The 25,279-nt window shown below is 68.3% G+C and carries 23 protein-coding genes; 13 read left to right on the top strand and 10 right to left on the bottom strand.

Annotated elements, in window-relative coordinates; genetic code table 11:
* Positions 1–34 precede the first annotated feature (34 nt).
* A complete protein-coding gene (locus TSH20_RS07470; protein WP_199231907.1) occupies positions 35–568 on the bottom strand; it encodes a response regulator in 534 nt (177 codons plus the stop codon).
* A 184-nt stretch (positions 569–752) separates the two neighbouring features.
* On the opposite strand from TSH20_RS07470, the gene TSH20_RS07475 reads away from it, so the two are divergent.
* Positions 753–1,409 (top strand): response regulator, encoded by a 657-nt coding sequence (locus TSH20_RS07475; RefSeq protein WP_109074133.1) that lies wholly within the window; start codon positions 753–755, stop codon positions 1,407–1,409.
* Positions 1,410–1,440: 31 nt separating this feature from the next.
* On the opposite strand, the gene TSH20_RS07480 is transcribed toward TSH20_RS07475, so the two are convergent.
* The 6 genes from TSH20_RS07480 to TSH20_RS07505 all read right to left on the bottom strand — a co-directional run bounded on the left by TSH20_RS07480 (position 1,441) and on the right by TSH20_RS07505 (position 8,668).
* A complete protein-coding gene (locus TSH20_RS07480) occupies positions 1,441–1,947 on the bottom strand; it encodes an AraC family transcriptional regulator (RefSeq protein ID WP_158281966.1) in 507 nt (168 codons plus the stop codon).
* A gap of 127 nt (positions 1,948–2,074) precedes the next feature.
* Positions 2,075–3,190 carry an FAD-dependent monooxygenase gene (locus TSH20_RS07485; protein ID WP_109074135.1) on the bottom strand — a complete coding sequence of 372 codons (1,116 nt, stop codon included), beginning with the start codon at positions 3,188–3,190 and terminating at the stop codon, positions 2,075–2,077.
* Positions 3,191–3,204: 14 nt separating this feature from the next.
* Positions 3,205–5,475, bottom strand: coding sequence for a molybdopterin cofactor-binding domain-containing protein (locus tag TSH20_RS07490; protein ID WP_109074136.1), 2,271 nt, complete (start codon positions 5,473–5,475; stop codon positions 3,205–3,207).
* The gene (locus tag TSH20_RS07495; RefSeq protein WP_109074137.1) at positions 5,472–5,963 is read right to left on the bottom strand and encodes a (2Fe-2S)-binding protein; all 492 of its coding nucleotides are present in this window, start codon (positions 5,961–5,963) and stop codon (positions 5,472–5,474) included. The genes TSH20_RS07490 and TSH20_RS07495 overlap by 4 nt, the downstream gene beginning before the upstream one ends.
* Positions 5,960–7,282: a cytochrome c gene (locus TSH20_RS07500; RefSeq protein WP_109074138.1), complete on the bottom strand. Its 1,323-nt coding sequence runs from the start codon at positions 7,280–7,282 to the stop codon at positions 5,960–5,962. The genes TSH20_RS07495 and TSH20_RS07500 overlap by 4 nt, the downstream gene beginning before the upstream one ends.
* Positions 7,283–7,456: 174 nt before the next feature.
* Positions 7,457–8,668 (bottom strand): acetyl-CoA C-acyltransferase, encoded by a 1,212-nt coding sequence (locus tag TSH20_RS07505; protein ID WP_109074139.1) that lies wholly within the window; start codon positions 8,666–8,668, stop codon positions 7,457–7,459.
* A 156-nt stretch (positions 8,669–8,824) separates the two neighbouring features.
* On the opposite strand from TSH20_RS07505, the gene TSH20_RS07510 reads away from it, so the two are divergent.
* Positions 8,825–9,412: a TetR/AcrR family transcriptional regulator gene (locus tag TSH20_RS07510; RefSeq protein WP_109074140.1), complete on the top strand. Its 588-nt coding sequence runs from the start codon at positions 8,825–8,827 to the stop codon at positions 9,410–9,412.
* 13 nt (positions 9,413–9,425) lie between these two features.
* On the opposite strand, the gene TSH20_RS07515 is transcribed toward TSH20_RS07510, so the two are convergent.
* Complete coding sequence (locus tag TSH20_RS07515; protein ID WP_109074141.1) at positions 9,426–9,734, bottom strand: putative quinol monooxygenase; 309 nt, start codon at positions 9,732–9,734, stop codon at positions 9,426–9,428.
* 274 nt (positions 9,735–10,008) lie between these two features.
* On the opposite strand from TSH20_RS07515, the gene TSH20_RS07520 reads away from it, so the two are divergent.
* Both TSH20_RS07520 and TSH20_RS07525 read left to right on the top strand, forming a co-directional pair.
* Positions 10,009–12,312, top strand: a complete 2,304-nt coding sequence (locus TSH20_RS07520; RefSeq protein WP_109074142.1) for a mechanosensitive ion channel domain-containing protein — start codon at positions 10,009–10,011, stop codon at positions 12,310–12,312.
* 217 nt (positions 12,313–12,529) lie between these two features.
* On the top strand, positions 12,530–13,027 hold the full coding sequence (locus TSH20_RS07525) for a BLUF domain-containing protein (RefSeq protein WP_109074143.1): 498 nt from the start codon (positions 12,530–12,532) through the stop codon (positions 13,025–13,027).
* A gap of 2 nt (positions 13,028–13,029) precedes the next feature.
* Here TSH20_RS07525 and gcvA read toward each other — a convergent pair whose 3' ends face one another.
* On the bottom strand, positions 13,030–13,983 hold the full coding sequence (gene gcvA, locus TSH20_RS07530; protein ID WP_109074144.1) for a transcriptional regulator GcvA: 954 nt from the start codon (positions 13,981–13,983) through the stop codon (positions 13,030–13,032).
* Between the two features lie 208 nt (positions 13,984–14,191).
* Here gcvA and TSH20_RS07535 point away from each other — a divergent pair, with 208 nt between their 5' ends.
* From TSH20_RS07535 to tkt, 9 genes are all read left to right on the top strand, one after another.
* The gene (locus tag TSH20_RS07535) at positions 14,192–14,941 is read left to right on the top strand and encodes an SDR family oxidoreductase (protein WP_085091592.1); all 750 of its coding nucleotides are present in this window, start codon (positions 14,192–14,194) and stop codon (positions 14,939–14,941) included.
* A 25-nt stretch (positions 14,942–14,966) separates the two neighbouring features.
* Positions 14,967–15,824 (top strand): transketolase, encoded by an 858-nt coding sequence (locus TSH20_RS07540; protein ID WP_109074145.1) that lies wholly within the window; start codon positions 14,967–14,969, stop codon positions 15,822–15,824.
* Positions 15,821–16,825, top strand: a complete 1,005-nt coding sequence (locus TSH20_RS07545) for a transketolase C-terminal domain-containing protein (protein WP_199231905.1) — start codon at positions 15,821–15,823, stop codon at positions 16,823–16,825. The genes TSH20_RS07540 and TSH20_RS07545 overlap by 4 nt, the downstream gene beginning before the upstream one ends.
* Positions 16,826–16,891: 66 nt before the next feature.
* Entirely contained in the window at positions 16,892–17,875 is a 984-nt protein-coding gene (locus tag TSH20_RS07550) for a TRAP transporter substrate-binding protein (RefSeq protein WP_109074147.1), read from the top strand.
* Positions 17,875–18,435: a TRAP transporter small permease gene (locus tag TSH20_RS07555; protein WP_199231904.1), complete on the top strand. Its 561-nt coding sequence runs from the start codon at positions 17,875–17,877 to the stop codon at positions 18,433–18,435. The genes TSH20_RS07550 and TSH20_RS07555 overlap by 1 nt, the downstream gene beginning before the upstream one ends.
* Complete coding sequence (locus tag TSH20_RS07560) at positions 18,432–19,691, top strand: TRAP transporter large permease (protein WP_109074148.1); 1,260 nt, start codon at positions 18,432–18,434, stop codon at positions 19,689–19,691. The genes TSH20_RS07555 and TSH20_RS07560 overlap by 4 nt, the downstream gene beginning before the upstream one ends.
* Before the next feature lie 44 nt (positions 19,692–19,735).
* Positions 19,736–20,722, top strand: coding sequence for an NAD(P)-dependent oxidoreductase (locus TSH20_RS07565; protein ID WP_348770410.1), 987 nt, complete (start codon positions 19,736–19,738; stop codon positions 20,720–20,722).
* Positions 20,719–21,678 (top strand): D-2-hydroxyacid dehydrogenase, encoded by a 960-nt coding sequence (locus TSH20_RS07570; RefSeq protein WP_199231903.1) that lies wholly within the window; start codon positions 20,719–20,721, stop codon positions 21,676–21,678. The genes TSH20_RS07565 and TSH20_RS07570 overlap by 4 nt, the downstream gene beginning before the upstream one ends.
* Before the next feature lie 41 nt (positions 21,679–21,719).
* Complete coding sequence (gene tkt, locus TSH20_RS07575; RefSeq protein WP_348770411.1) at positions 21,720–23,699, top strand: transketolase; 1,980 nt, start codon at positions 21,720–21,722, stop codon at positions 23,697–23,699.
* 6 nt (positions 23,700–23,705) lie between these two features.
* On the opposite strand, the gene TSH20_RS07580 is transcribed toward tkt, so the two are convergent.
* Positions 23,706–25,277, bottom strand: a complete 1,572-nt coding sequence (locus tag TSH20_RS07580; protein ID WP_109074151.1) for a GMC family oxidoreductase — start codon at positions 25,275–25,277, stop codon at positions 23,706–23,708.
* Positions 25,278–25,279 lie beyond the last annotated feature (2 nt).

Genomic DNA, 25,279 nt, shown 5'->3' on the forward strand with positions numbered 1-25,279 from the left:
TATTCCCCTCTCCGAAAGGGATAGGGGTGGTGCGTCAGGCTGTTTCGCTGTCCTCCAGGATCCGGTGCAGGATGGCGTGGAGATCGTCGGGATCGACGGGTTTCTCCAGGAACAGGCGGGCACCCGATGCCATCGCCCGGTCACGCATCCGCGGGTCCGGGAACGCCGTCAGCAGAAGGATCGGAATTTCCGGCATGCGGGCCTTGAGGGCCTCCTGCAGGTCCAGCCCGCTCATCCCCGGCATGGTGATGTCCGAGATCAGACAGCCGACGCCGTCGGGCGGGCAGTCGAGGAAATCCTCAGCGCAGGCGAACAGAGAGATGCGATAGCCGAAGGAGCGGATCAGGCTGCCCAGGCTGTTGCGGACGATCGGGTCGTCCTCGACGATCGCAATGGTCGCGCTGACGGGGGCCGGATGCATCGCGGCTAACGGCCGACATCCCCAGCCGGAGAGGCTGCGGCCGGTGCGGACGGGAACGGGCAGCCCGATGGGCTCATGGCGGCGGCCTTGCTGACTGATGGAAATGCCGCCTTCACTATGGGTGACTTTATCGGCCGGCAGAACCATACGTCCGCGAGGTGCCTGCGAACCTTGGGTGGGGGAACCCCATACCAAAGGTCAGGTGCCGGACGCGGGGGGCGCGGTTCATCATGGCGCGGCCCCTTCGCACGCCAGCCGGTTCTTCGGTTGCCCGGGCGTCGGAACCCTGCCGCCGCAACCCTGCCGCTGCAACAGCGAGTGATCGTAGACCATGCACCCCGCCACGGCCGGCCGACCGGCCGAGCAGACCATTTCGGACCGCAGGATCGTGCTGATCGTCGATGATGATCCGCTGCTGCGTTCCTCGCTGGACAGCCTGTTCCGTTCGGTCGGGCTGGAAACCCGCCTGTTCGCCTCGGCCCAGGACGTGATGGATGCCCAGTTCTCCGACGTGACCTGCTGCATGGTGATGGACATCCGCATGCCGCGGATGAGCGGGCTGGAATTCCAGGCCCAGTTGAATGCGCGCGGCATCCGCGTGCCGATCATCTTCATCACCGGCCACGGCGATATTCCCATGTCGGTGCAGGCGATGAAGGCGGGCGCCTTCGATTTCATGACCAAGCCCTTCCGGGATCAGGAAATGCTCGACGCGGTGGAGGCGGCGCTGACCCGGGACGGCGAACGGCGCGGTCAGGACCGCATTCTTGCCGACGGCCGCGCCCGTTACGATGCCCTGACCCCGCGCGAGAAGGAGGTGATGGCGGGGGTGACCCGCGGCCTTCTGAACAAGCAGGTGGCGGCCAAGCTTGGCATCAGCGAAATCACCGTGAAGCTTCACCGCTCCAGCCTCATGAAGAAGCTGGGGGTACGGGCGCTCGCCGACCTCGTGCGCCTGGCCGAAGCGCTCGGCGTAAACCGCGACTGAGACGGCCGCCGGCCCGGGGTTCGGCGCCGTGCTAACGCCGCGCCGCCTTGCGCCACCGCATCGGTGTCTGGCCGACTGCCCGGCCGAACAGGCGCGTCAGGTGGGCCTGATCGGAAAAGCCGCAGCTGAAGGCGATCTGGCAGAGCGGCTCGTCGGTTTCCAGGATCAGGCGCTGGGCCAATCTCACCCGCCGTTCGATGATGTAGGCGTGGGGTGTCACGCCCGTGCTGGCCTTGAAGGCGTCGATGAAGCGTCCGCTGCTGAGCCCGGCGAGGGCGGCCAGCGTCTCCACCCTTATCGGCCCGGCGATGTTGACCTCGATATGGTCGGTCACTCGGCGGAGCTGCCAGGAGGCCAGTCCTCCTCTGGGCTGGGACGGTGTGGCGATGGCTGCCGGCTCGTTCCGCCGGTCCGCAACCAGGGAGGCGAGCCGGTCGAGGCAGAGCCGCGCGCCGTTGGGATCATGGTCGAGCACGGCAAGGGCGCGGGTCACCAGCGTGGCGACCGTCCTGTCATCGGCGGCGACTGGCTGAAGCATCGGGGGACTCCCTGCGTGACATGGCGTGCAGGGAGTTTGCCCGGCTTGGGGTGCGTCGCGGAATCGCACGCTGGGGTCGCCGGCCCCGTGCCATGGCTTTACGGCTGCTAGCCCTTGGTGTGATGGCTCACTCCAGCATCGTGCCCAGCCGGCGCCCATAGGCGGCGATGGCGGCGCCGGCGGGATGGCGCTCCTCGTTATAGGCTTGCAGGGCGATCTCGATCTCCCGGTGGGCGGACAGATGCCGTGCGAGTGCCAGGGCGTCGCCCGCGGCCTTGGCGACGCCCATCGCCGTGTGCGGACGGACCACGAACGCCGCATCGCCCAGCAAAGCCACCCGACCGCGTGTCATCGCCGGCACCTCGTAATCGAAGATGGCCTGGACAAAGGGGCGGGGCTCCGCCGCGATCGCCGCCGCGAAGGGGGGCGGCAGCAGGTCCGCTGCATCCTGCCGCAGCCTCGCAGCCAATGTCCTCGGCACCTGCCCGGGCGCCAGCGAATAGGGATGGTGGCGTCCCTGGGCGTCCGTCAGCAGCGCCGGCAGTTCGGCCGCCGCCACCCGCCGGTACCAGACCCAGTTGTAGCGCCGCTCCCCCACCGCGGTCTCCGCCGCCGGCCCGGTGACGAGATAGCCCAATGTGTGCGATTGCGGCATGTCGTAGAAGGCGAAGCGGTCAAGCAGGATGGCGGCCTCCGCCGGCAGATCTCGTTCCGGCACCAGCCCGCGCCACGCGACATAGCCGGCATACTCGTTGGCAGCGTGCCTGCCCACCACCGCGCAGCGAACGATGGAGCCCAGCCCGTCGGCACCGATCACCAGATCGGCCTCCTCCCGGCTGCCGTCGTCGAAGCGCAGGCTGGCGGAGGTGGCGTCCTGCTCCACCCCCAGGACGGTGCGGCCCAGGACATAGGCGTCGTCGGGCACCTTGCTGCGCATCGTGGCGTAGAGATGATCCCAGGAGATCTGCATCTGCGGTGTCGCCTGCCGCTGCCGGATTTCGCCGGCGCGGTCGAGGAAGATGCGTTCATGGGCGACGACGCCGACATGGGCCACATGCTCGCATCCCACCGCTCGCAGCAGGGCGAAAAGGTCGCGCTGGCCGACCAGCCCGGCGCCACGGCCGGCGAGCCCGCCGCCGGAGCGCTCATAGAGGCGGACGTCATGCCCCTCCTGCCGCAGCAGGGCGGCGGCGAACAGACCGCCGACGGAGCCGCCGACGATCCTCACACGCAGGGTCTTCATGGTCTTTTCCCTTCTCATACCGGACCGAGTGCAGCCTTGAGCCGTTCGGGGCTGAGCGGCATGTCGCGCAGGCGAACGCCGGTGGCGTCGGCGATGGCGTTGGCCAGGGCGGCGGCGGACGGTCCCTGCGCCGCCTCGGCCGTGCCGAGGAACGGCGCGCCGGGGCGGTCCATCACCAGCACCTCGACCGATCCCGGCACATCGTCGAAGCGCAGGATGGGATAGCTGCTCCAATCGAAGCTGGCGCGGCGGTCGGCGGCGAAGCGCACCGCTTCCCGGCCGGTCCAGCTGAGCGATTGCACCAGCCCGCCCTCGATCTGGTTGCGCACGCCGTCGGGGTTGGCAGGCTGGCCGCAATCGACCGCGGCGACGGCGCGGCGGACCCGCGTCCGGCCGGTCTCGCGATCGACCTCCACCTCCATCGCCACCGCGCAGTAGGCGCCGAGATTCTTGTAGCGGGCGAAGGCCATGCCGCAACCGCGCCGGCCGTCGCCTTTCGGCCGGTTCGACCAGCCGAAGCGGTCGGCCGCCGCCTGCATCACGTCACGCGCCCGCTCGTCCCGCATATGGTCGAGGCGGATCGACAGCGGGTCGATGCCGGCCCCGGCGGCCAGCTCGTCCAGCATGCTTTCAATGGAAAAGACGTTCAGATGCGCGCCCAGCGACCGCAGGGCGGAAACGCGCGCCGGCATGTCCTTCAGGAAATGATAGACGACATGGGTGTTGGCGAAACTGTAGAGCGGGTTGGAATTGCGGCTGCCGTCGCCCTCCGGCATCGGGATCGGCTTGCCTTCGGGGGCGGGGAAGGGTGGATCGGCCTCGTTGCCGGCCAACACGCCGCCGGCCCCGACCGGGCGGTTGTTGTGCGGGTTGCTCCAGACCGCGTGGCGCCAAAAGACGATGCGGTTGTCGGCGCCCAGCGCCGCCTCCAGCTCCGTCATCATGCCGGGGCCGAGCGGTTCCCAGCCGAACTCCTGCTCGCGCATCCATTGCAGGCGGATGGGACGGCCGGGCAGGGCCTTGGCGATGACTGCCGCGTCGGCAGCCACGTCGTCGGCGCCGTTCTGGCCGTAGCAGCCGGCGCCCTCGGCATGGATGGCGTGGACCTTCTCCGGCGGCAGGCCGAGCAGTTCGGCGACGACGCGGCGGACGTCGAAGGTACCCTGGCTGTGGGTCCAGACCGACATCGTGCCGTCTACATACTGGGCGATGGCGCAGGACGGGCCGATGGAGCCGTGGCTGATCCAGGGCCGCGTGTATCGTGCCTTGACGGTGCGGACGGCCGGTCCCGCCGGTTCGCTGGTGTCCATGATCGGGATGTCGCGCGCCGGCAGAGCCTTCAGCGTCGCGGCCACGGCGTCGCCGGTGCCGTCCGTCGGCAGGGGCGGTTGCGTGGCGCGGGCGTAGGTTGCCCGTTGCAGGTGGCGTAGAGCTTGGATCGCCGTCCATTGCCGCTCCGCCACCACCGCCAGAAAGCCGCCTTGCCGGACGATCTTCACCACGCCCGGCATGCGGGCGACGGCGTCGAGATCGGGCGATTGCAGGCTGGTGCCGACGCTGGGGCCGCGGACGACGCGGGCGTGCAGCATGCCGGGCAGGCGCATGTCGTGCAGATAGGCGGCACCGCCGGTCAGCTTGGCCGGGATGTCGATCCGCGGCAGATCCCGGCCCATCGTGCGGTAGTCCGATGGCCGGCGCAGCGGCGCGTCGGGCATTGCCTGCACATGCAGCGACAGTCGGGCCGCGACCTCGCCATAGGGCAGGGTTCGACCGTCCGGCGCGCGCAGCCTGCCGTTGCCGCCGGTGGTCACCTGATTGGCCGGCAGTCCCCAGACCCGCGCCGCTTCGGCCGCCAGCAGCATGCGGACGTTGGCGGCGGCGTTCTGGATCGCGGTGCCACTGTCCTGCATGGAATGGCTGCCGGCGGTCAGCCCCTCGTCCGGCGTGCGTTCGGTGTCGGCGGTGACCAGGGTGATGGCGGCGGGCGGGATGTCCAATTCCTCCGCCGCGACCTGGGTCAGAGCGGTGCGGATGCCCTGACCCAGTTCCACCTTGCCGGTGAAGACGGTGACCCGGCCATCGGCGTCGATGCGGATCCAGGCGTCGAGCCAGGGCGTGGATTTCAGGCTGCCCTTCAGGTCGGGCGCCACGACGGCCGGGCCGGCGCCGCCCTCGCCGCCGCCGGCGAGCTGGGCGAAGGCCCTGGGCGCCAGGGCGAAGGAGACCACCAGGGCGCCGCCGGTCAGGAAGCCGCGGCGGGAGACGGATGACAGGACGGGGCTCATGGCCGCACCTCCTGCGCCGCTTGGGTACCCCTGCGCATGGCGACGGCGCGACGGATGGCGCGCAGGATGCGCATGTGGGTGCCGCAACGGCAGAGGTTGGTCTGCAAGTGGGCGCGGATCTGCGCCTCGTCGGGGTCGGGGACGCGGTCGAGCAGGGCCTGCGCGCGCATCAGCATTCCGGCGATGCAGTAGCCGCACTGGGCGGCCTGCTCCTTTTCGAAAGCCTGCTGCAGCAGGCCGGGGGCTTCCGCGCTGCCCAGCCCCTCCACCGTGCGGACGCGGCGGCCGGCGACGGCGCCGACCGGCGTCAGGCAGGAAAAGGCGGGCTTGCCGTCGATGTGCACGGTGCAGGCGCCGCACTGGCCCAGGCCGCAGCCGTATTTGGCCCCGTTCAGTTCCAGGTCGTCGCGCAGCACATAGAGCAGCGGCGTGGCCGGGTCGATGTCCAGCGCGTGCTCGGCGCCGTTGACGGTGAGGGTGACGGTCATGGCTGGGACTCCTCCTTGCGGACCGTGGCGGCCGCCGTCGCCAGCGAGGTCCAGGCCGGGCGGTCGCTGAAGCGGGATCGCAGATAGGCGGCGAGGTCGGCGACCTGCGCGTCGGTCAGGCTGGCGGCAAAGGGCGGCATCGTCGGTCCGGCCGGTCCGGTGGGCGGGCGGATACCTTGCAGGATGGCGCGGATCGCAGTGTCGGGTTGGTCGAGTTGCAGGGCGGTCACCGTCGACAGGCCGGGCCGGCCTTGCGTCATCATCGGCGCGCCGCCGTCGTGGCAGCCGGCGCAGGCCCCGGCGAACAGGGTGGCGCCGGCCGGGTTCGCCTTGGCCGCCTCCGCCGCGCGGTCCGGAGGGGAGGGCGCTTTCGGAGCGGCGCGGTTCGCCGACAGCGAGGCGATGTAGGTGGCGATGGCGCGGACGTCGGCCTCCGGCGCGCGGGACAGGCCATGCACCACCGGTCCCATCGGCCCGGCGGCGGCGCCATGGCGGCCGTCCACGCCCGTGCGCAGATAGTTGAACAGGTTGTCCGCGGTCCAGGGTAGGGCGGCCGGGCTGGCGCCGTTCAGCGCGGGCGCCACCCAGCCCTCGGCCATGCCGCCGGAATAGGCGCTGCTGCCCGTTTCCTCGGCCCCGGCCGGGTTGCGCGGGCTGTGGCAGCCGCTGCAGTGGCCGAGACCTTCGGCGAGATAGGCGCCGCGGTTCCACTCCGCATCGCGGTCCGGCCGCGGCGTGAACTCCTCCTGATGCAGGAACAGCAGCTTCCAGCCGGCCAGCAACGGGCGGAAGCCCAGCGGGAAGATCAGGTCGTTCGCCTTGGCCGGGGCGGAGGCCGCCGGGCGGGTCATCAGGAAGGCGTAGATCGCGTCCAGATCCCCGTCATGCACCCAGCGGTAATGGTCGTAGGGCAATGCGGGATAGAGATGACGGCCGTCACGCGACACCCCGTCGCGCATGGCGCGTTTGAAAGCCTCCTTCGACCAGCCTCCGATCCCGGTTGCCGGATCCGGCGTGATGTTGGTGGAATAGAGCGTGCCGAACGGCGTCGCCAATGCCCGGCCGCCGGCGTAAGCGACACCACCGTCCGCGGTGTGGCAGACGATGCAATCGCCGACCGTGGCCAGCGCAGCACCGCGGGACACCAGTTCCGCCGGGAAGTCGGAGGCTTTGGGCGTGGGAACGGTGGGCAGGCCGCTTCGGTAGGCGATCCCCAGGAACGCGCCGACACCAGCAAGGCAGGCCAATGCGCCACCGGCCGCCCATCTGCCTACCGTCCATCTGCCCACCGGACGGCCGGCCCATCGGGTTGGTTTCATGCTGCACCTCCTCTGGTCCGCCGCATGCCTTGTGGGCGGGCGGATAAGTCCAGGGAGGGTGCCGGAGCGTGCGGCAGTCGTATTGAAGATTGGACGCGGGATTTTTGAACGAAACCCGCACGCCCCTACGCCGTTGGTCCAGCGGTTTCGGTTTCCCCGGTCTGCCCGGAAGCCTCAGCCGATGCGCTCGATGGCGATGGCCGTCGCCTCTCCGCCGCCGATGCACAGAGAGGCCACGCCGCGGGTCAGTCCGCGCGCCGCCAGCGCGTGCAGCAGCGTCACGATCAGCCGCGCGCCGGTGGCGCCGATGGGATGGCCGAGTGCGCAGGCTCCGCCATTGACGTTCAGCCGGTCGGGCGCGATGCCGAGGTCGCGCTGTGCCGCCATGGCGACCACGGCGAAGGCCTCGTTGATTTCGAACAGGTCGACGTCGTCCACCGACCAGCCGACCTTGTCCAGCAGCTTGGCGATCGCCGGAATGGGGGCGGTGGTGAACCAGGCCGGATCCTGGCTGTGGGTGGCGTGGCCGCGGATCTCCGCCAGGATCGGCAGGCCGGCGGCTTCGGCGACCGAGCGACGGGTCAGCACCAGTGCCGCGGCACCGTCGGCATTGGCGGACGAACTGGCGGCGGTGATCGTCCCGTCGCGGCGGAAGGCCGGTTTCAGCGCCGGGATCTTGTCGGGCGAGACCTTCAGCGGAATCTCGTCCTGCCCGACCAGCCGGTCGCCGCCTTTGGCGGGCACGGTGACCGGCACGATCTCCGCCGCGAAGGCGCTGCTTTCCACCGCCGTCCGGGCGCGGGTCAGCGTCTGGGCCGCATAGGCGTCCTGTTCGGCTCGGGTGAAGCCGTAGGCCTCGGCCGTCGCCTCGCCGAAATCGCCCATGGCCCGGCCGCCCTCATAGGCGTCCTCCAGCCCGTCCAGCATCATGTGGTCCAGCAGCCGGTCGTGGCCGATGCGATAGCCGCCGCGCGCCTTCGCCAGCAGATAGGGGGCGTTGGTCATCGACTCCATGCCGCCGGCCACCACGATGTCGGCCGAACCGGCGCGGATCAGGTCATGGGCCAGCATGGTGGCCTTCATGCCCGAACCGCAGACCTTGTTGATGGTCGTGGCGCCCGTCGCATCGGGCAGTCCGGCGCCGCGGGCCGCCTGCCGGGTCGGTGCCTGCCCCTGTCCCGCCGGCAGGACGCAGCCCATCAGCACCTCGCCGACGCTGGCGGGCGGCAGGCCGGCCCGTTCCATCGCCGCGGCGATGGCGTGGGCACCGAGTGCGGTTGCCGGCAGTGCCGCAAGCTCTCCCTGAAAGCGCCCAAGCGGCGTGCGGACGGCGGACACGATGACGACGGGATCCTGGCTGGAAGGAGGGATGGAAGGGGTGTGCATGGTTGCGGTCTCCGGGTCTGCATCCCGACGGGGGGTGATTAAATTATGATCATCATGTTTGCATAATTGATGATGAGCGTCATATAATTTGTCAATGGGTCTTCAGCCGATTTTCGGGAATGGCACCGGCCAAGGTCCGGTCACGGAAGGTGCATCATGCGGGTGAGCAAGGAGCAGGCGGCGGAGAACCGGCGCCGGGTCGTGGAGGTGGCAAGCGGGCTGTTCCGCGAGCGGGGCTTCAATGGGATCGGCGTCGCCGACCTGATGAAGGAGGCCGGGCTGACTCATGGCGGGTTCTACGGCCAGTTCGCGTCCAAGGAGGATCTGGCGGCGGAGGCCTGCGCCCGCGCGATGGAGGTGATGGCGGAACGCTGGAGCGGGTCGGCGGAGACGCCGCCGGGGGACGAGGCGTTGGCGGCCTTGCTGGACGGTTACCTGTCGCCGCGTCACCGCGACCACAGCGCCGCCGGCTGTCCCATTGCCGCGCTTGGCGTCGATGTGTCCCGGCAGGGGGGGGCGGTGCGCGGCGCCTTTACCCAGGGCCTGCGCCCGTTCATCGACAGGCTGCAACGGCTGGTGCAGGGCCGCTCGGAGGAGGCAAAGCGCAAGGCCGCCCTCGCCACACTGTCGGGGATGGTCGGCGCGCTGATCCTCGCGCGCGCCGTCGACGATCCCACCCTGTCGGAGGAGATCTTGGAGGCGGCACGCGAGAGTCTCGGCAGGTCGGGAGCGGCCGGCGAATAGCCGGCGGCTCAGGTCAGGCGATGCGGCGCAGCAACTCGATCCGCAGTGGTTCGCCCAGCAGCGTATCGAACTGCGCGGCGAGGCCGGTGAAGGCCGCGCCCTTTGCATGGGTGTCGAGCGCGGCCTGATCCTGCCAGACCTCGTACATCACGATGGTGCCGGGCCGTTCACGGTTGACATGGGCGGAGTAGGCGAGGCAGCCCGGCTCCTTCAGCACGGTCGGGACGATGGCGGTGATGGCGTCGGCCAATGCCTGCTCCTGGCCCGGCTTGGCGACGAGATGGGCGACGAGTTGCACCTGATCGCTCGGCGGAACGCTCATTGCGGTGTTTCCCTTTGAGGTGGCTGACGGAACGGTGGCTGCGGCCAGACTGGCCCATGGACGTGTTCCTGGCAACCCGCCGCGGCGCGTCCGCACCGGTGCGCGAGGTTCGGCTGCCTCGGTGGCCGGACGCTCCACCCTGGCCTGTTGGTGATCGGCGTTCCTGCGTACGGGCTATGCCGTCCCAGAGCGAGTGGATGCGTGACAAGAGGCTTTTCCCGCTTGTTGTCCTCGGATCGCCCATCCACGATTTCATCGAACGCCCCAGGAGACCATGGCTTTTGTCGAATGCAGCGCGCAAGCGCCCGCAGACCGCCGCGGACGGACGAACCGCCTTTTCACCACCCTGATCTGCCTCGCATTCCTGTTCCTGTCCGCCATCGCCACGGCAGGCTCCGCCTTCGCGCAGTCCCCGCCCGTTGCGCCCGCGACGGCGCAGGACCCGAGCCCGAAAGAGATCGGACGACTGATCGATTCGCTGGAGACCCCGGCCAAGCGCGAGGCGCTGCTCGATCAGCTCAAGGCTTTGCAGCAGGCCGAACAGGCCGTGAAATCGGACCGGGAGCCGGAGGGGCTCGGCACCCGACTGCTGACCCTGCTGTCCTCACGCCTGGACGATTTGGGGCAGGAGGTCCGGACGACCGGCGAGGTGGTGCTGAATGCTCCGCAGGGCATGCGCTGGCTGCAGCGGCAGGCGCTGGATCCGGCGCGGCAGGCGACATGGGCCTGGCTGTTCGCCGAACTGGCCCTGGTCGTGGTGGGCGGACATGCTGCCCGGCTGGTCGCGACGCACCTGCTGCGCCGGCCCCGGTCGGTCCTGGCGGCACGGCCGTTCCATTCCGCCATCGCCAAGGTTCCGCTGCTGCTTGTCCGTGCGCTGATGGATCTGGCCCCGATCGCCGCCTTCGCCGTGGCCGGTTTCGGCGTGCTGGTGCTGATCGACCCGCCCGGCACGGTGCGGCTGCTGGGGATTGCCTTCCTCAACGCCAGCCTGTTCGTGCAGGTCGTGGTCCTGGTGATGCGGGGGCTGCTGTCGCCGCGCTCCACCAACCTGCGGCTGGTCCCGATGAGCGATGAGGCGGCGCGGCGGCTGCTGGTGTGGAGCCGCGCCATCGCGGTCTCCACCGTCTATGGCCTGTTCGCAGCCGGGACGGCGCGCACGCTGGGGCTGCCCGAGCAGTCCTACGACACGCTGGTAAAGCTGGTCGGCTTCGCCGATGCCCTCATGCTGACGGCGTTGGTTCTGCAAAGCCGTGCCGCCGTCGCCTCATGGCTGCGCGGGGAGATTTCGGCCGTTCCCCCGCCTGTGGAGGATGGGCCGGCCGCGGCGCCGGCGGCGAGAACGACGCGCCCAGGCCGCCTTCTGCGCGCCGCCGGCCGGCGTCTGGCCAATGTCTGGCATGCCGTCGCCATCCTCTACATCGTCGCATTGTTCGGCATCTGGGCGCTGAATGTCGAAGGTGGGCTGTGGTTCGTTCTGCGCGCCACCGCCGTGTCGCTGGTCGCGGTCGCGGTTGCCCGGATGGTCGGGCGCGGGATCGCGCGTGGCTCCACGGCGCTGCGGCTCCGCCTGGACCGCCAGCGTTCCACCTTGGGCGATCGGCGGATAAAGCGCTACATCGGGCCCGGCACGCGGTTGCTGCATTGGGTATTGGCAGCGGTGACCGGGCTGGTCGTGCTGGACGCCTGGGGGCTGGACGTGCGCGGGACACTGGAAACGGCGATGGGCTGGCGGTTCCTGGCGTCCGGCCTCGCCATCCTGCTGGTGGCCGCCATCGCGCTCGCGGTTTGGGAGCTGACCAACGCCGTGATCGAGCGGAATCTGGCGACCACCGACCGCCATGGACATGCCATCCAGCGAAGCGCGCGCATCCGCACCCTGCTGCCGCTTCTGCGCAACGCCCTGATGGTGGTGCTGCTCACCTTCGTGACGCTGATCACCCTGTCGGAACTGGGGTTGGACATCGGGCCGTTGCTGGCCGGTGCCGGTGTCGTCGGTCTGGCCGTCGGCTTCGGTGCCCAGACGCTGGTGAAGGACGTCATCACCGGTCTGTTCATCCTGTTCGAGGACACCATCTCGGTCGGCGACGTGGTCAATGTCGGCGGCAAGGGCGGGCTGGTGGAGGGCATCACCATCCGCACCATCCGTCTGCGCGATTTCGACGGAACGGTGCACACCGTGCCGTTCAGCGCGGTGACCAGCATCTCCAACATGACCAAGGATTTCAGCTATTACGTGTTCGACGTCACCGTGGCCTATCGCGAGGATGTCGACCGCGTGGTGTCTGTGCTGCACGAGATCGGGGCGGGGATGCGCGCCGACCAGCGTTTCGCCCCGCTGATCCTGGAACCGCTGGAGGTGCTGGGCGTCGATGCCTTCCAGGACTCCGCCGTCCTGATCAAGGCGCGCATCAAGACCCTGCCGATCCAGCAGTGGACTGTCGGCCGCGAATTCAACGGGCGCATGAAGAAGCGCTTCGGAGAGTTGGGGATTGCCATCCCGTTTCCGCAACGCATTCTGCACATCGCGCCGAATGGGATGTCCAGGGCAAGCGCCTATGGCGAAGCCGCGGAGTGACTGCAGGGAGCGGCTGCGTTTTCCGGCTAGGCCGGCCGGATCGCGGCCGCACGCTGCCTGACCAAAAGATCCGTGCGCAAACAGCCATTCGTTGTCATTTCCGCACGGAAAGCGATCCTGCTTTTTTGCGCAGTGACAGGCTTTTCAATTCGAATAGTCTAATGGAAATCGGTCAGTGAATAAATAGTGCAGAGCTTCTCCGGTGAAGAGAACTGACATGTTGCAAATCGTCTTTCGCAGCCAATTGACGAAGTTACTATCCTACACCGATATTCAAAAGTTGTGTCTGATCTCCGCCAGGAACAACAGGAAGGCTGGGGTCACCGGGTTCATGGTCGAATGCGGCGGGGTTTTCCTGGAGACGATCGAAGGGGAAAGCCGCGCGGTCGACGAAACATTCAACCTGGTCTGTCAGGACACCCGCCGCGATCATTTAGAGATCGTCTATTCCGAAAAGGAAGTCGAACGGCGACGGTTCGGGGCCTGGGCCATGAACGTCATGTTCCTTGACGACGACATGTTCTGGCAGACCGTGTTCGGAGCCGGCTTCTCCTGTGATGAGATGCTGTCTCCCCGGGCATTGGAACCGGCTTTTGCCCTTGGGTTGCTGGTCATGGCTTACCAGTACGCCTGCGCACAGGCCAAAATCGCGCCACATCCGTCCGGCGCAAGGCCGGGAAGAATCCCGCGGATCGGCCACATGCTCCGCCGTTGAAGTCAATCCTCGGCGGAACTGCCGACCGCGCCCAGGGAACCGAGATACTGCTCCTCCCATTCGCGTCCGGCTTCCAGCTCGCCGAACAGCCAGTCGCGGAACAGCTGGATCTTCGGCAACGCGGCGGTCGATTTCAGCGTGACGAAGCCATGCCCCTGCGCCCGTAGCCCGTGGGTGGGGAAGGGGACGACGAGCTGGCCGGACTGAAGCTCCTGCCGGGCGAGGAGCAGGCTGTCCAGGCACACGCCCATCCCGTTGACCGCGGCGTTGATCGCCATGAAGGAGCGGTCGAAGCGCAGGCCGCGCTCCATGTCCAGATGGACGCTGCGATGGCGGCGCATCCAGTCGCGCCAGCCCAGGATGTTGACCTCCGAATGGATCAGGACGTGACGGCTGAGGTCCTTCGGCTCCCGGATCGGGTTGAGGCCGTTCGCCAGCGCCGGCGAGCACATCGGGACGATGATGTCCTCCGGAAACTGCTCCAGCACGCAACCGGCCGGCGGCGGCCCGGGGTTGTAGCGGATGTCGACGTCCACCGCCCCCGCCGTCAGGTCGATGGGCGAGACCGAAGCCTGCAGCCGGATGTCGATGGCGGGATGCAGCGCCTTGACCCGGTTTAGCCGCGGCATCAGCCATTGGGTGGCGAAGCTGGGCATCGACCGGACGGTGAGGATCGTCGTCCCGCTGCCGGTGCTGGTGACGTTGCGGGTGGCCGCATCCATGCGGGCGAAGGCGCCGATGATCTCGTTGGCATAGGTCCGGCCGGCGTCGGTCAGGGCAACCGACCTGTGAACACGATGGAACAGTGGAAGGCCCAACTGTTCCTCCAGAATTTTCACCTGATGGCTGATCGCCGACGGCGTCAGTCCCAAATCCTCCGCCGCGGTCGCGAAGGAACCCAGCCGCGCCGCGGCTTCGAAGGCTTGCAATGCCTTGATGGAGACCCGTTTCCGCATCGCACCCTTCAGATGAATTCAGCTCATCGATGAGCGATCTTATTCGTTTGTCGAATTCATCTCAAGACCATAGGATCACATCAATCATCGGCTGAACGAATCATCGGGCGGCCTGATCGAAATCACCACAACCGAGCGAAACCGACGCTCCGTCGCGGCACCCCCTGTGCCGCCACGGCGGAGCCTGCTTCGACAAGAGGGAGCGAGCATGCTGCTGTCCAACAAGGTCTGCGTGATCACCGGCGCCGCGTCGCGCCGCGGCATCGGCCGGGCGACCGCAAGGCTTTTCGCGCTGCATGGCGGGCGCGCGATCATCCTGGACCTCGACGGCGCGCAGGCGGCCGAAGCCGCCGCCGAGCTGGGCGAGGCGCATCGCGGCTTCGCCTGTGACGTGACCGACCGCGACGCCTGCTTCGCCGCCGCGACTCGCGTGGTGGAGGAGTTCGGCCGAATCGACGTGCTGGTCAACAACGCTGGCATCACCCAGCCGCTGAAGTTCATGGACATCGGCCCGAAGAATTACGAAGCGGTGACCGACGTCAGCCTGCGCGGCACGCTGTACATGAGCCAGGCCGTCGTCCCCCACATGCGCGAGCGCAAGTCCGGCTCCATCGTCTGCATCTCGTCGGTGTCGGCGCAGCGCGGCGGCGGCATCTTCGGCGGTCCGCATTACAGCGCGGCGAAGGCCGGCGTGCTGGGCCTCGCCAAGGCAATGGCGCGCGAACTGGGGCCGGACAATGTCCGCGTGAATTCGGTGACGCCGGGCCTGATCCAGACCGACATCACCGGCGGCAAGCTGACCGACGAACTGCGGGCGGAAATCCTGAAGGGCATCCCGCTGAACCGCCTGGGCGATGCCGAGGATGTGGCCCGTTCCTGCCTGTTCCTGGCGTCGGAGCTGTCCTCCTACATCACCGGCGCCACGCTCGACGTCAACGGCGGCATGCTGATCCACTGATCCCGAAATGCTGGAGACACCTTCCGTGGACACCGCACTCGACACCACCCCGCTCGGGCACAATGTGCCCTTGGCCGAACGCGCCTACCGCATCCGCCGCAACGCCCTGCTGATGGGCGAGGTGCAGGGGCAGGGCTATATCGGCCAAGCGCTGGACATCGCCGACGTGCTGGCGGTCTCCTACTTCCACGCCATGAAGTATCGCCCCGAAGACCCGCATTGGGAGGAGCGCGATCGCTTCCTGCTGTCCAACGGCCATTACGCCATCGCGCTGTACGCAGCATTGATCGAAGCCGGCATCATCCCGGCCGAAGAGCTGGAGACCTACGGCAGCGACGACAGCCGCCTGCCGATGTCGGGCATGGCGAGCTACACGCCGGGCATGGAGATGTCGGGCGGTTCGCTCGGCCTCGGCCTCAGCATCGCGGTCGGCATCGGCCTGGGACTGAAGCGCAAGAATTCCGCTGCCCGTGTCTACACGCTGTTCTCCGACGGCGAACTGGACGAGGGATCGGTGTGGGAGGCCATTATGTCGGCCGCCCATTACAAGCTCGACAACCTGATTGCCATCGTCGACGTCAACAACCAGCAGGCCGATGGGCCATCCACCCAGGTGATGGCGTTCGAGCCGCTGGTGGACAAGCTGGAGGCCTTCGGCTGGTTCGTCCAGCGGGTCGACGGCAACGACATGGACGCGGTGGTCGCCGCCTTCGACGCCGCCAAGTCGCACCCCGAGCCCAAGCCGCGGATGATCGTCTGCGACACCAGGATGGGCAAGGGCGTGCCCTTCCTCGAAGCCCGCGAAAAGAACCATTTCATCCGCGTCGACGCGCACGAATGGCAGCTGGCGCTGGATGCGCTCGACGCCGGGAGGACCGCATGAGCACCGCTGCAAACACCACCGCAAAGCCGCGCCTGAAGACCTCCGCCATGATCGCCTCGATCGCGGCGGAGGGGCAGCGGACCAGGCCGGCGCCCTTCGGCTATGCGCTGGTCGAACTGGCGAAGCAGCGGACCGAGATCGTCGGCATGACCGCCGACCTCGCCAAATACACCGACCTGCACATCTTCGCCCAGGCCTATCCCGACCGCTTCTATCAGATGGGCATGGCCGAGCAGCTGCTGATGGGGGCGGCGTCCGGCATGGCGCATGAGGGCATGATGCCCTTCGTCACCACCTACGCCGTCTTCGCCTCGCGCCGGGCCTACGATTTCGTCCACCAGACGATCGCGGAGGAGAACCGCAACGTCAAGATCGCCTGCGCCCTGCCGGGCCTGACCTCCGGCTATGGCCCAAGCCATCAGGCGGCGGAGGATCTGGCGCTGATGCGCGCCATGCCGAACATGGTGGTGATCGATCCCTGCGACGCCCACGAGATCGAGCAGGCGGTGCCCGCCATGGCCGCGCACAACGGCCCGGTCTATATGCGGCTGCTGCGCGGCAACGTCCCGCTGGTGCTGGACGAGTACGACTACAAGTTCGAACTCGGCAAGGCCAAGCTGCTGCGCGACGGCGCCGAGGTTCTCGTCATCTCGTCCGGCATCATGACGATGCGGGCGCTGGAGGTGGCCAAGCTGCTGGAGGCCGACAAGGTCGGCGTCGCGGTTCTGCATGTCCCCACCATCAAGCCGCTCGACACCGAGACCATCCTGCGCGAGGCGGCACGCACCGGCCGCATGGTGGTGGTGGCGGAAAACCACACTGTCATCGGCGGGCTGGGCGAGGCGGTGGCCGGCACCCTGCTGCGCGGCGGCGTCGCCCCGGTGTTCCGCCAGATCGGCCTGCCGGACGAGTTCCTGAAGGCCGGCGCCCTGCCGACCCTGCACGACCTCTACGGCATCTCCACCGACGCCATGGCGGCCAGCATCAAGGGATGGCTGTAAGGCGACACCCGCCCGACCCGATCACACCCGACCAACCAACAAACATCCATTAGGGAGAGAGATCCGATGAAGAAGCTGCTTTTGTCGCTGGTGGTGGGCACCGCCCTGGTCGCTTCGCCGGCCGCCTGGGCCCAGCAGGTCCTGCGTCTGGCCCACAACGCGGCGCCGGGCAATCCGAAGGCGGAAGCCTCGCTGAAATTCGCGGAACTCGTCGCCAAGAAGACGGACGGCCGGGTGAAGATCGAGGTCGGCGGCAGCGCCCAGTATGGTGATGACGCCGAGGCGCTGACCAGCATGCGGCTCGGCACGCTGGCCTTCAGCGCCAATTCGCAGGGCACCGCCTCGGGCGTCGTGCCGGAATATGCCGTGCTGGGCCTGCCCTTCCTGTTCCAGTCGCTGCCGCAGGCGTGGAAGGTTCTGGACGGCCCGGTGGCGAAGAAGCTGGACGAGGCGTCGAAGGCCAAGGGGCTGGTTCTGCTGGCGATGTGGGACAACGGCATCCGCCATGTCTCCAACAACGTCCGGCCGATCACCAAGCCGGAGGATCTGGCCGGCATCAAGATCCGCACCCCGCCGGACCCGATCACGGTGGACATCTTCAAGGCTCTCGGCGCCAACCCGATGCCGCTGGCCTTCTCCGAGCTTTACATCGCGCTCCAGCAGGGCGTGGTCGACGGGCAGGAGAACCCGCTGATGAACATCTACTCGTCGAAGCTCTTCGAGGTGCAGAAATATATCTCGCTGACCGGCCACAAGTATGAATCGACCCCGCTGCTGGCCAGCAAGATCGTCTTCGACACCCTGTCGAAGGCCGATCAGAAGGCGGTGCTGGACGCGGCGGCCGAGGCCGGCAAGCTGAATCGCGAGATGTCCGCCAAGGCCGACAAGGAACTGCAGGCGAAGATGGAAGACGCCGGCGTGAAGTTCAACACGGTCGACCCGGCGCCCTTCATCGCCAAGACCAAGTCCGTCTATGACAAGTGGGAGAAGCAGTTCCCCGAACTGGTCGCCCTGGTCCGCAAGGAAGCCGCCGCCGGAGCGGCGCAGTGATGACGGTGTCCCACGAGCGGGAGCATGAGGTGGCGGGGCTTCCCGCCACCCTTCTCCAGGCGGCCGACGGTGCCATCTCCGTCGTCTCCGCCGCCGTGGCGATCCTGTCCCTGATCGTGCTGTTCCTGGCGCTGGGCGCCGAGGTCGTCGTCCGTTACCTGACGACGCAAGGGCTGGGCTGGCCGTCGGAACTGCCGAACCTGCTGTTCCCCTGGCTGGTGATGGGCGGCGTGGTGCTGGCGGCGCAGAAGGGCGCGCACATCTCGGTCACTCTGCTGCTCGACCTGCTGCCCCGCCCGCTGGCCCGCGCGCTGCTGCTGGGGATGCAGGTGGTGGTGGGGGCGACCTTCTTCTACCTCGCCTACATCGGCCTCGCCGTCATCGAGATCACCGGCGCCGAGATTTACCCGGTGACGGGTGTCAGCGCCCGCTGGGCCTACCTGTCGCTGATCGCCGGCTTCGTCGGCGTCGGTCTGACCGCCGTCACCACCTTCCTGCGCCTGCTGATCGCCGAAGACCCGCGGTCCGTCCGCGCCCATGTGTCGGAGGAAGAGATATGACCGTCGTGATGGTCGCCGTCTTCGGCCTTCTCCTGTTGCTCTCCTTTCCCGTCGGCTATGCGCTGGTCATCAGCTCCGGCGCCGCGGTGATGACCATGGGGTCGGTGCCGACCGTGATCGCGGTCGTCAAGCTGTTCCAGCCGACCCAGAGCTTCCCGCTGCTGGCGATCCCCTTCTTCATCCTGTCCGGCGCGCTGATGATGAGCGGCACGCTGGGCCAGAAGCTGGTCCGCTTCGCCGCCGCCCTTGTCGGGCGCTATCCCGGCGGTCTGGCCCAGGTCACCGTCGTCGGCTCCACCATCTTCGGTGGCGTCTCGGGATCGGCTGTGGCGGAGGCGTCGGCGCTGGGATCCATGCTGATCCCCTGGCAGAAGCGCGAGGGCTATCCGGCGGCCTTCGGCGCGGCGGCGACGGCGTCCTCGTCGGTCATCGCCGGGCTGATCCCGCCCTCGATCCCGCTGATCCTCTATGCTGCGGTGTCGAACGCCTCCATCGCCTCGCTGTTCCTCGCCGGCATCCTGCCGGGCCTGCTGCTGGCCGCCGGCATGATGGTGGTGTGCTATGTCAGCGGCCGGACCCGAAACTTCCCCCTGCTGAAGGACGGCGGTGGACTGCGGGCGCTGGCCCAGGCGACCGTTTCCGCCCTGCCGGCGCTGCTGATGCCGGCCTTCATCCTGGTGCTGCTGCGCTTCGGCATCGCCACCCCGACGGAGGTCAGCGTCGTCGCCGTCGCCTATGCGCTGCTGGTCAGCGTGCTGATCTACCGCGACCTGACCTGGAAGCGCATCCATGCCGCCCTGATGGGAACGGTGGTGACCACGGGCGTCGTCATGCTGGTGATCGCCGCGTCAAACCTCGTCGGCTATGTGCTGATCACCGAGGCGATCCCGAACGCGGTGGCCGCCTATGCGCAGACCGTGCTGCAGGAGCCGTGGCTGATCATCCTGGCGATGAACCTGATCATGCTGGTCGTCGGCATGTTCCTCGACCTGCCGGCGGCGATCCTGCTGCTGGGTCCGACCTTCGTCGCCGTCGGCGGCGCCATCGGCATGGACCCGATCCAGTTGGGCATCATGATGGCGGTCAATCTCAGCATCGGCCTGTTCACGCCGCCGATCGGCACCACGCTGTTCATCTCCGCCGCCATCTCCCGCGAGCCCATCGGCGCCATCGTGCGCGAGCTGTGGCCCTTCTATCTGGTGGCGCTGATCGTGCTGGGCCTCGTGTCCTACGTGCCGGCGACCATCCTGTACTGAGCCGGCGGCAAACTAATGGTGATGACGGCCGAAGGAAGCCCGTGATGAGAGACGGCGTCTCCCAGGAAGGTTCCTGGACGCTCGAAATCTCTGAACCGGCGGCATTTCAATCCAAGGATCATGACACGATGACGACAGTCGGTTTCATCGGCCTCGGTTCCATGGGTATGCCCATGGCGCGCAACCTGCTGGCGAAGGGCTTCTCCGTCCAGGGCTTCGATGTGCGGGCCGGGAGTGTCCGGACGCTGGAAGACGCCGGCGGCAAGGGCGCTTCCAGTGCGGCCGCCGCGGCGGCGGGTGCCGACGCGCTGGTGCTGATGGTGGTCAATGCCGCGCAGGCCGATGCCGCGCTGTTCGCCGACGGCGCGCTGGAGGCACTGCCGGCCGGCGCCTCGGTGATCCTGATGGCGACCTGTCCGCCGGGCGCGGCCGCCGCGCTGGCCGAGCGGGTGGAGGCGGCCGGGCGCCGTTTCGTCGATGCGCCGGTATCCGGCGGGGTGGTGGGAGCGGTGGCGGGAACGCTGTCGATCATGGCCGCCGCCGACACCGCGACGGTGGAGCGGGTGCGCCCGATCCTGGCGGCGATGGGTGACAAGGTCTTCCATGTCGGCGAAAAGCCGGGGCAGGGCGCCACGGTCAAGACCGTCAACCAGCTGCTGTGCGGCGTTCACATCGCCGTGGTGGCGGAGGCCTTCGCGCTGGCCGCCAAGGTCGGGGTCGATCTCGACATCCTGCTGCAGATCATGAGCGGGTCGTCGGCGTCGAGCTGGATGCTGAAGGACCGGGGGCCGCGCATGCTGGAGGCGGAGCCGGAGATCACCAGCGCGGTGGACATCTTCGTCAAGGATCTGGGGATCGTGCTGGAGGCCGGGCGCGATGCCAAGGCGGCGCTGCCGCTGGCCGCCGTCGCCCACCAGATGTTCCTCGCCACCTCCGGCCGCGGCGAAGGGGCGATGGACGACAGTCAGGTCATCCGCAGCTATCACGCGGTGAACGGCACCGCCGGGGGGCGGCCCGAGGGGAGACAATGATGGAGCGCATCGTCTTCCTCGACCACGACACCATGGGGGCGGACATCGTGTTGCGCCGTCCCAATGTGCCGCATGAGTGGATGCAGTATGGTCGCACCGCACCGCAGCAGATCGTCGAGCGGGCGCGCGGAGCGACCGTCCTGATCGTCAACAAGGTGCCGATCCGCGCCGAGACGCTGGCGCAGCTGCCCGACTTGCGCTTCGTCGCCGTCGCTGCGACTGGGACCGACAGTGTGGACGTCGCCGCCTGCCGCGAACGCGGAATTGCGGTGTCGAACGTCCGCGCCTATGCCATCCACACGGTGCCGGAGCATGTCTTCGCCCTGATGCTGGCGCTGCGCCGGTCCCTGCCGGCCTACCGGGAATCGGTGGCGGCGGGGGCGTGGCAGGCCTGCGGCCAGTTTACCCTGCTCGACCACCCGATCCGTGATCTGTACGGCTCGACGCTCGGCATCGTCGGGCGCGGCGCCATTGGGCAGGCCGTGGCAACCATCGCCCGCGCCTTCGGCATGCGCGTGCTGTTCGCCGGCCGCAAGGGGGAGGCGGCCAGCGGACCGGAGCATGTGCCGTTCGACGCGGTGCTGGCCGAAAGCGACGTGCTGACCCTGCATTGCCCGCTGACGCCCGCTACCCGCCATCTGCTGGGCGAGGCGGAGTTCGCCCGGATGACGCGCCGGCCGCTGGTCATCAACACCTCGCGCGGCGGGCTGATCGACGACATGGCGCTGGTCCATGCGCTGGAAGGCGGGTTGATCTCCGGCGCTGCCGTCGACGCCACGGCGGTGGAGCCGCCGCCGGACGACCACCCCTTCCTCCGCCTTGCCGGACGCACCGACTTCCTGCTGACGCCGCACATCGGCTGGGCCAGCGTCGAGGCGCGGCAGGCCGTCGCCGGGCAGGTCACCGCCTGCATCGAAGCCTTCGCGGCCGGGCGACCGATCAATCTGGTGACGTGACGGCGCCGCCCCGCACCATTCCGCATTCCCGAAAGGACCACATGATGACCAGCGTCGATCCGCGCCGGATGGCGAACGCGATCCGCTTTCTGTCCATGGATGCCATCGAGCGCGCGGGCGAGGGGCATCCCGGCACCCCGCTCGGCGCCGCCGACATCACGACAGCGCTCTTCACCCGGCACCTGAAGTTCAACGCCGCCGACCCGCTGTGGTTCGACCGCGACCGCTTCGTCCAGTCGAACGGCCATGGCTCGATGCTGATCTACTCGCTGCTGCATCTCAGCGGCTACGAGGCGATGACACTGGAGGAACTCAAGCGGTTCCGGGTGCTGGGGGCGCACACCGCCGGCCATCCGGAAATCCACCAGTCCTGCGGCATCGAGGTGACGACCGGCCTGTTGGGCCAGGGCATCGCCAACGCCGCCGGCATGGCGCTGGCCGAAGCCTTCCTGAACCGGCGCTTCGGCGACGGCATCGTCGATCACCGCACCTACGCGCTGGTCGGCGACGGTTGCCTGCAGGAGGGCGTGGGGCAGGAGGTCATCGCGCTCGCCGGGCATCTGCGGCTGGGCAAGCTGACCTATCTGTGGGACGACAACCGCATCACCGACGACGGCGGCATCGACCTTGCGCTGTCCGACGACATGGCCGCCCGCTTCCGCGCCAGCAACTGGCATGTGCAGGAGGTCGACGGCCACGACATCGATGCGGTGTCGGAGGCGCTGCGCCTCGCCAGGCTCGACCCGCGGCCGTCGATGATCGCCTGCACCACCAGCATCGGCCGTGGCCTGCCGCATGAGGGCCAGCGCGCCGCCCACAGCGCCCGGCTGTTCAAGGAACACACCGACGCCGCCCGCCGGGCGCTCGACTGGCCTTACGCAGCCTTTGAGATTCCCGATGATGTCCGGGCCGCCTGGCTGGAAGCCGGCCGCCGGGGTGGGGCGGAACAGCAGGCGTGGCAGGCCCGCGTTGCCGCGCTGCCCATCGAAAAGCGCCGCGAGTTGGACCGGCTGCGCGAGGGGCGGCTGCCTGACGGCTGGGCCGCTGCGCTGCATGCCTTCAAGCGCCGCATGGCGGAGAGCGGGCACAGCGACCATGGCTACAAGATCTCCGGCGACATCGTCGACCTGATGACGGAGATCATCCCGGAGATGCTGAGCGGCGCGCCGGACCTGGAGGGCGCCACCCTGCACAAGCGGCGGCTGGCCGCCTTCACCGCCGACGACCGCGCCGGCCGGTACGTCCATTACGGCGTGCGCGAGCATGCGATGGGCAGCATGCTGAACGGCATGGCCGCCCATGGCGGGGTGGTGGCGACCGGCATCACCTATCTGGCCTTCTGCGATTACGAACGCCCGGCCATTCGCATGGCGGCGCTGATGGGGCTGCCGGTCACTTTCGTGTTCAGCCACGACTCCATCGGCATCGGCACCAACGGTCCGACGCACCAGCCGGTGGAGGTGCTGGCGGCGCTGCGGGCCATTCCCAACCTGCTGGTGCTGCGACCGGCCGATGCGGTCGAGGCGGCGGAGTGCTGGGAGATCGCGCTGGAGCACCGCTCCGGCCCGACCGCGCTGGTCTTTGCCCGCCAACCGCTCGACCCCTTACGCCGCGACGGCGATGCCGGTAACCAATGCCGAAGCGGCGGTTATGTGCTGGCCGAGGCGGCGGGGGGCGAGCGCCGGGTCACGTTGCTCGCCACCGGATCGGAGGTCGCCATCGCGTTGCAGGCGCGTGATCTGCTGCAGGCCGACGGCGTACCCACCGCCGTGGTTTCGCTGCCCTGCTGGGAGCTGTTCGAACGGCAGGATCAGGCTTATCGCCGCGCCGTCATCGATCGCTCCACCGTGCGGGTCGCCGTCGAGGCGGCGGTGGTCCAGGGGTGGGAGCGCTACATCGGCGAGGATGGCGGTTTCGTCGGCATGAGCGGCTTTGGCGCGTCCGGCGCGGTGCCCGACCTCTACCGCCACTTCGGCATTACGCCGGACCGGGTGGCGGAGGAGGCACGGGCAAGGCTTTAGCGGTCCTCAGATCTCACGCTTGCCCATCTGGTCGGCGATGTAGTCGGCCTGCCGGATCGCCAGCGCGACGATGGTCAGGGTCGGGTTCTCCGACCCGCCGCTGGTGAACTGGCTGCCGTCGGACACGAACAGGTTCTTCACGTCGTGCGCCTGTCCCCACTTGTTGAGGACGCCGTCGCGGGCGTTGGCGCTCATGCGGTTGGTGCCGAGATTGTGGGTGGAGGGGTAGGGCGGAGTGTGGATGGTCCGCACCGCCCCAACCGCGTCATAGACCGCCGACCCACGGCCATAAGCGTGGGTGCGCATGGCGATGTCGTTGGGGTGGTCGTCGAAATTGACGTTGGGGATGGGCAGGCCGAACTTGTCCTTGTCCGTCGCGTGCAGGGTGACGCGGTTGGTCTCGCGCGGCATGTCCTCCCCGACCAGCCACATGCCGGCCATATGGTCGTAGGCGTCCAGCGCCGAGCTGAAATCGCGGCCCCAGGCGCCGGGATCGAGGAAGGCCGCCATGAAAGGAACGCCGAGCGACAGCGTTTCCATCTCGTAGCCGCCGACGAAGCCGCGGCGCGGGTCGAAGCGGGATTCGTCGCGGATGATGCCGGCCATGGTGGTGCCGCGATACATATGGACCGGCCGATCGAACAGCGCATAGACCGAGCCGGTCATGTGCCGCATGTAGTTGCGCCCGACCTGACCGGATGAGTTCGCCAGCCCGTCCGGAAACATCGTCGAGGCCGAGTTCAGCAGCAGACGCGGGCTTTCGATCGAGTTGCCGGCGACCGCGACGATGCGGGCCTTCTGCCGGTGGATGGCGCCGGTGCTGTCGGCATAGAGCACGGCGTTGACCTTGCCCTTGGCGTCATGCTCGATCTTCAGCACCTGGGCGTCCGGCCGGACCTCCAGGTTGCCGGTGGCCTCCCCTTTGGGGATCTCGGTGTAGAGGGTGGACCATTTCGCGCCCGATTTGCAGCCCTGGAAACAGAAGCCGATCTGCTGGCAGGCGCCGCGTCCGTCGCGCGGCTTGCTGTTGATCGACATGTTGCCGGTGTGGAACTCTGCATAGCCCAGCTTCTTGGCGCCGGCCGCCAGCACCTTGTAATTGTTGTTGCCGGGCAGACGCGGGATGCCGTTGGTGCCGGTCGTCCCCATCTTGAACTCGGCCTTGTCGTAATAGGGCTCCATCTCCGCCAGCGTCACCGGCCAGTCGAGCAGGTTGGCGCCCTCCACCTCGCCGTAGGTCGTGCGCGCCTTGAACTCGTGCTCCTGAAAGCGGAGAGAGGCGCCGGCCCAGTGCACGGTGGAGCCGCCGACCGCCTTGACGATCCATGCCGGCAGGTTGGGGAAGTCCTTCGCCACCCGCCAACTGCCCGACGTGGTGCGCTTGTCCAGCCAGGAGATTTGCGAAAAGCTCTTCCATTCGTCATTCACGAAATCCTGGATTTCGTGACGCTTGCCGGCTTCCAGGCAGACGACCTTGATGCCCTTCTGGGCCAGTTCGTTCGACAGGGTGCCGCCGCCGGCACCCGATCCGATCACTACCACGACGCTGTCGTCGTCCATTGCGAATTTCGCAACCATGT

It is taken from the genome of Azospirillum sp. TSH20 (assembly GCF_003115935.1).
Classification (GTDB): domain Bacteria; phylum Pseudomonadota; class Alphaproteobacteria; order Azospirillales; family Azospirillaceae; genus Azospirillum.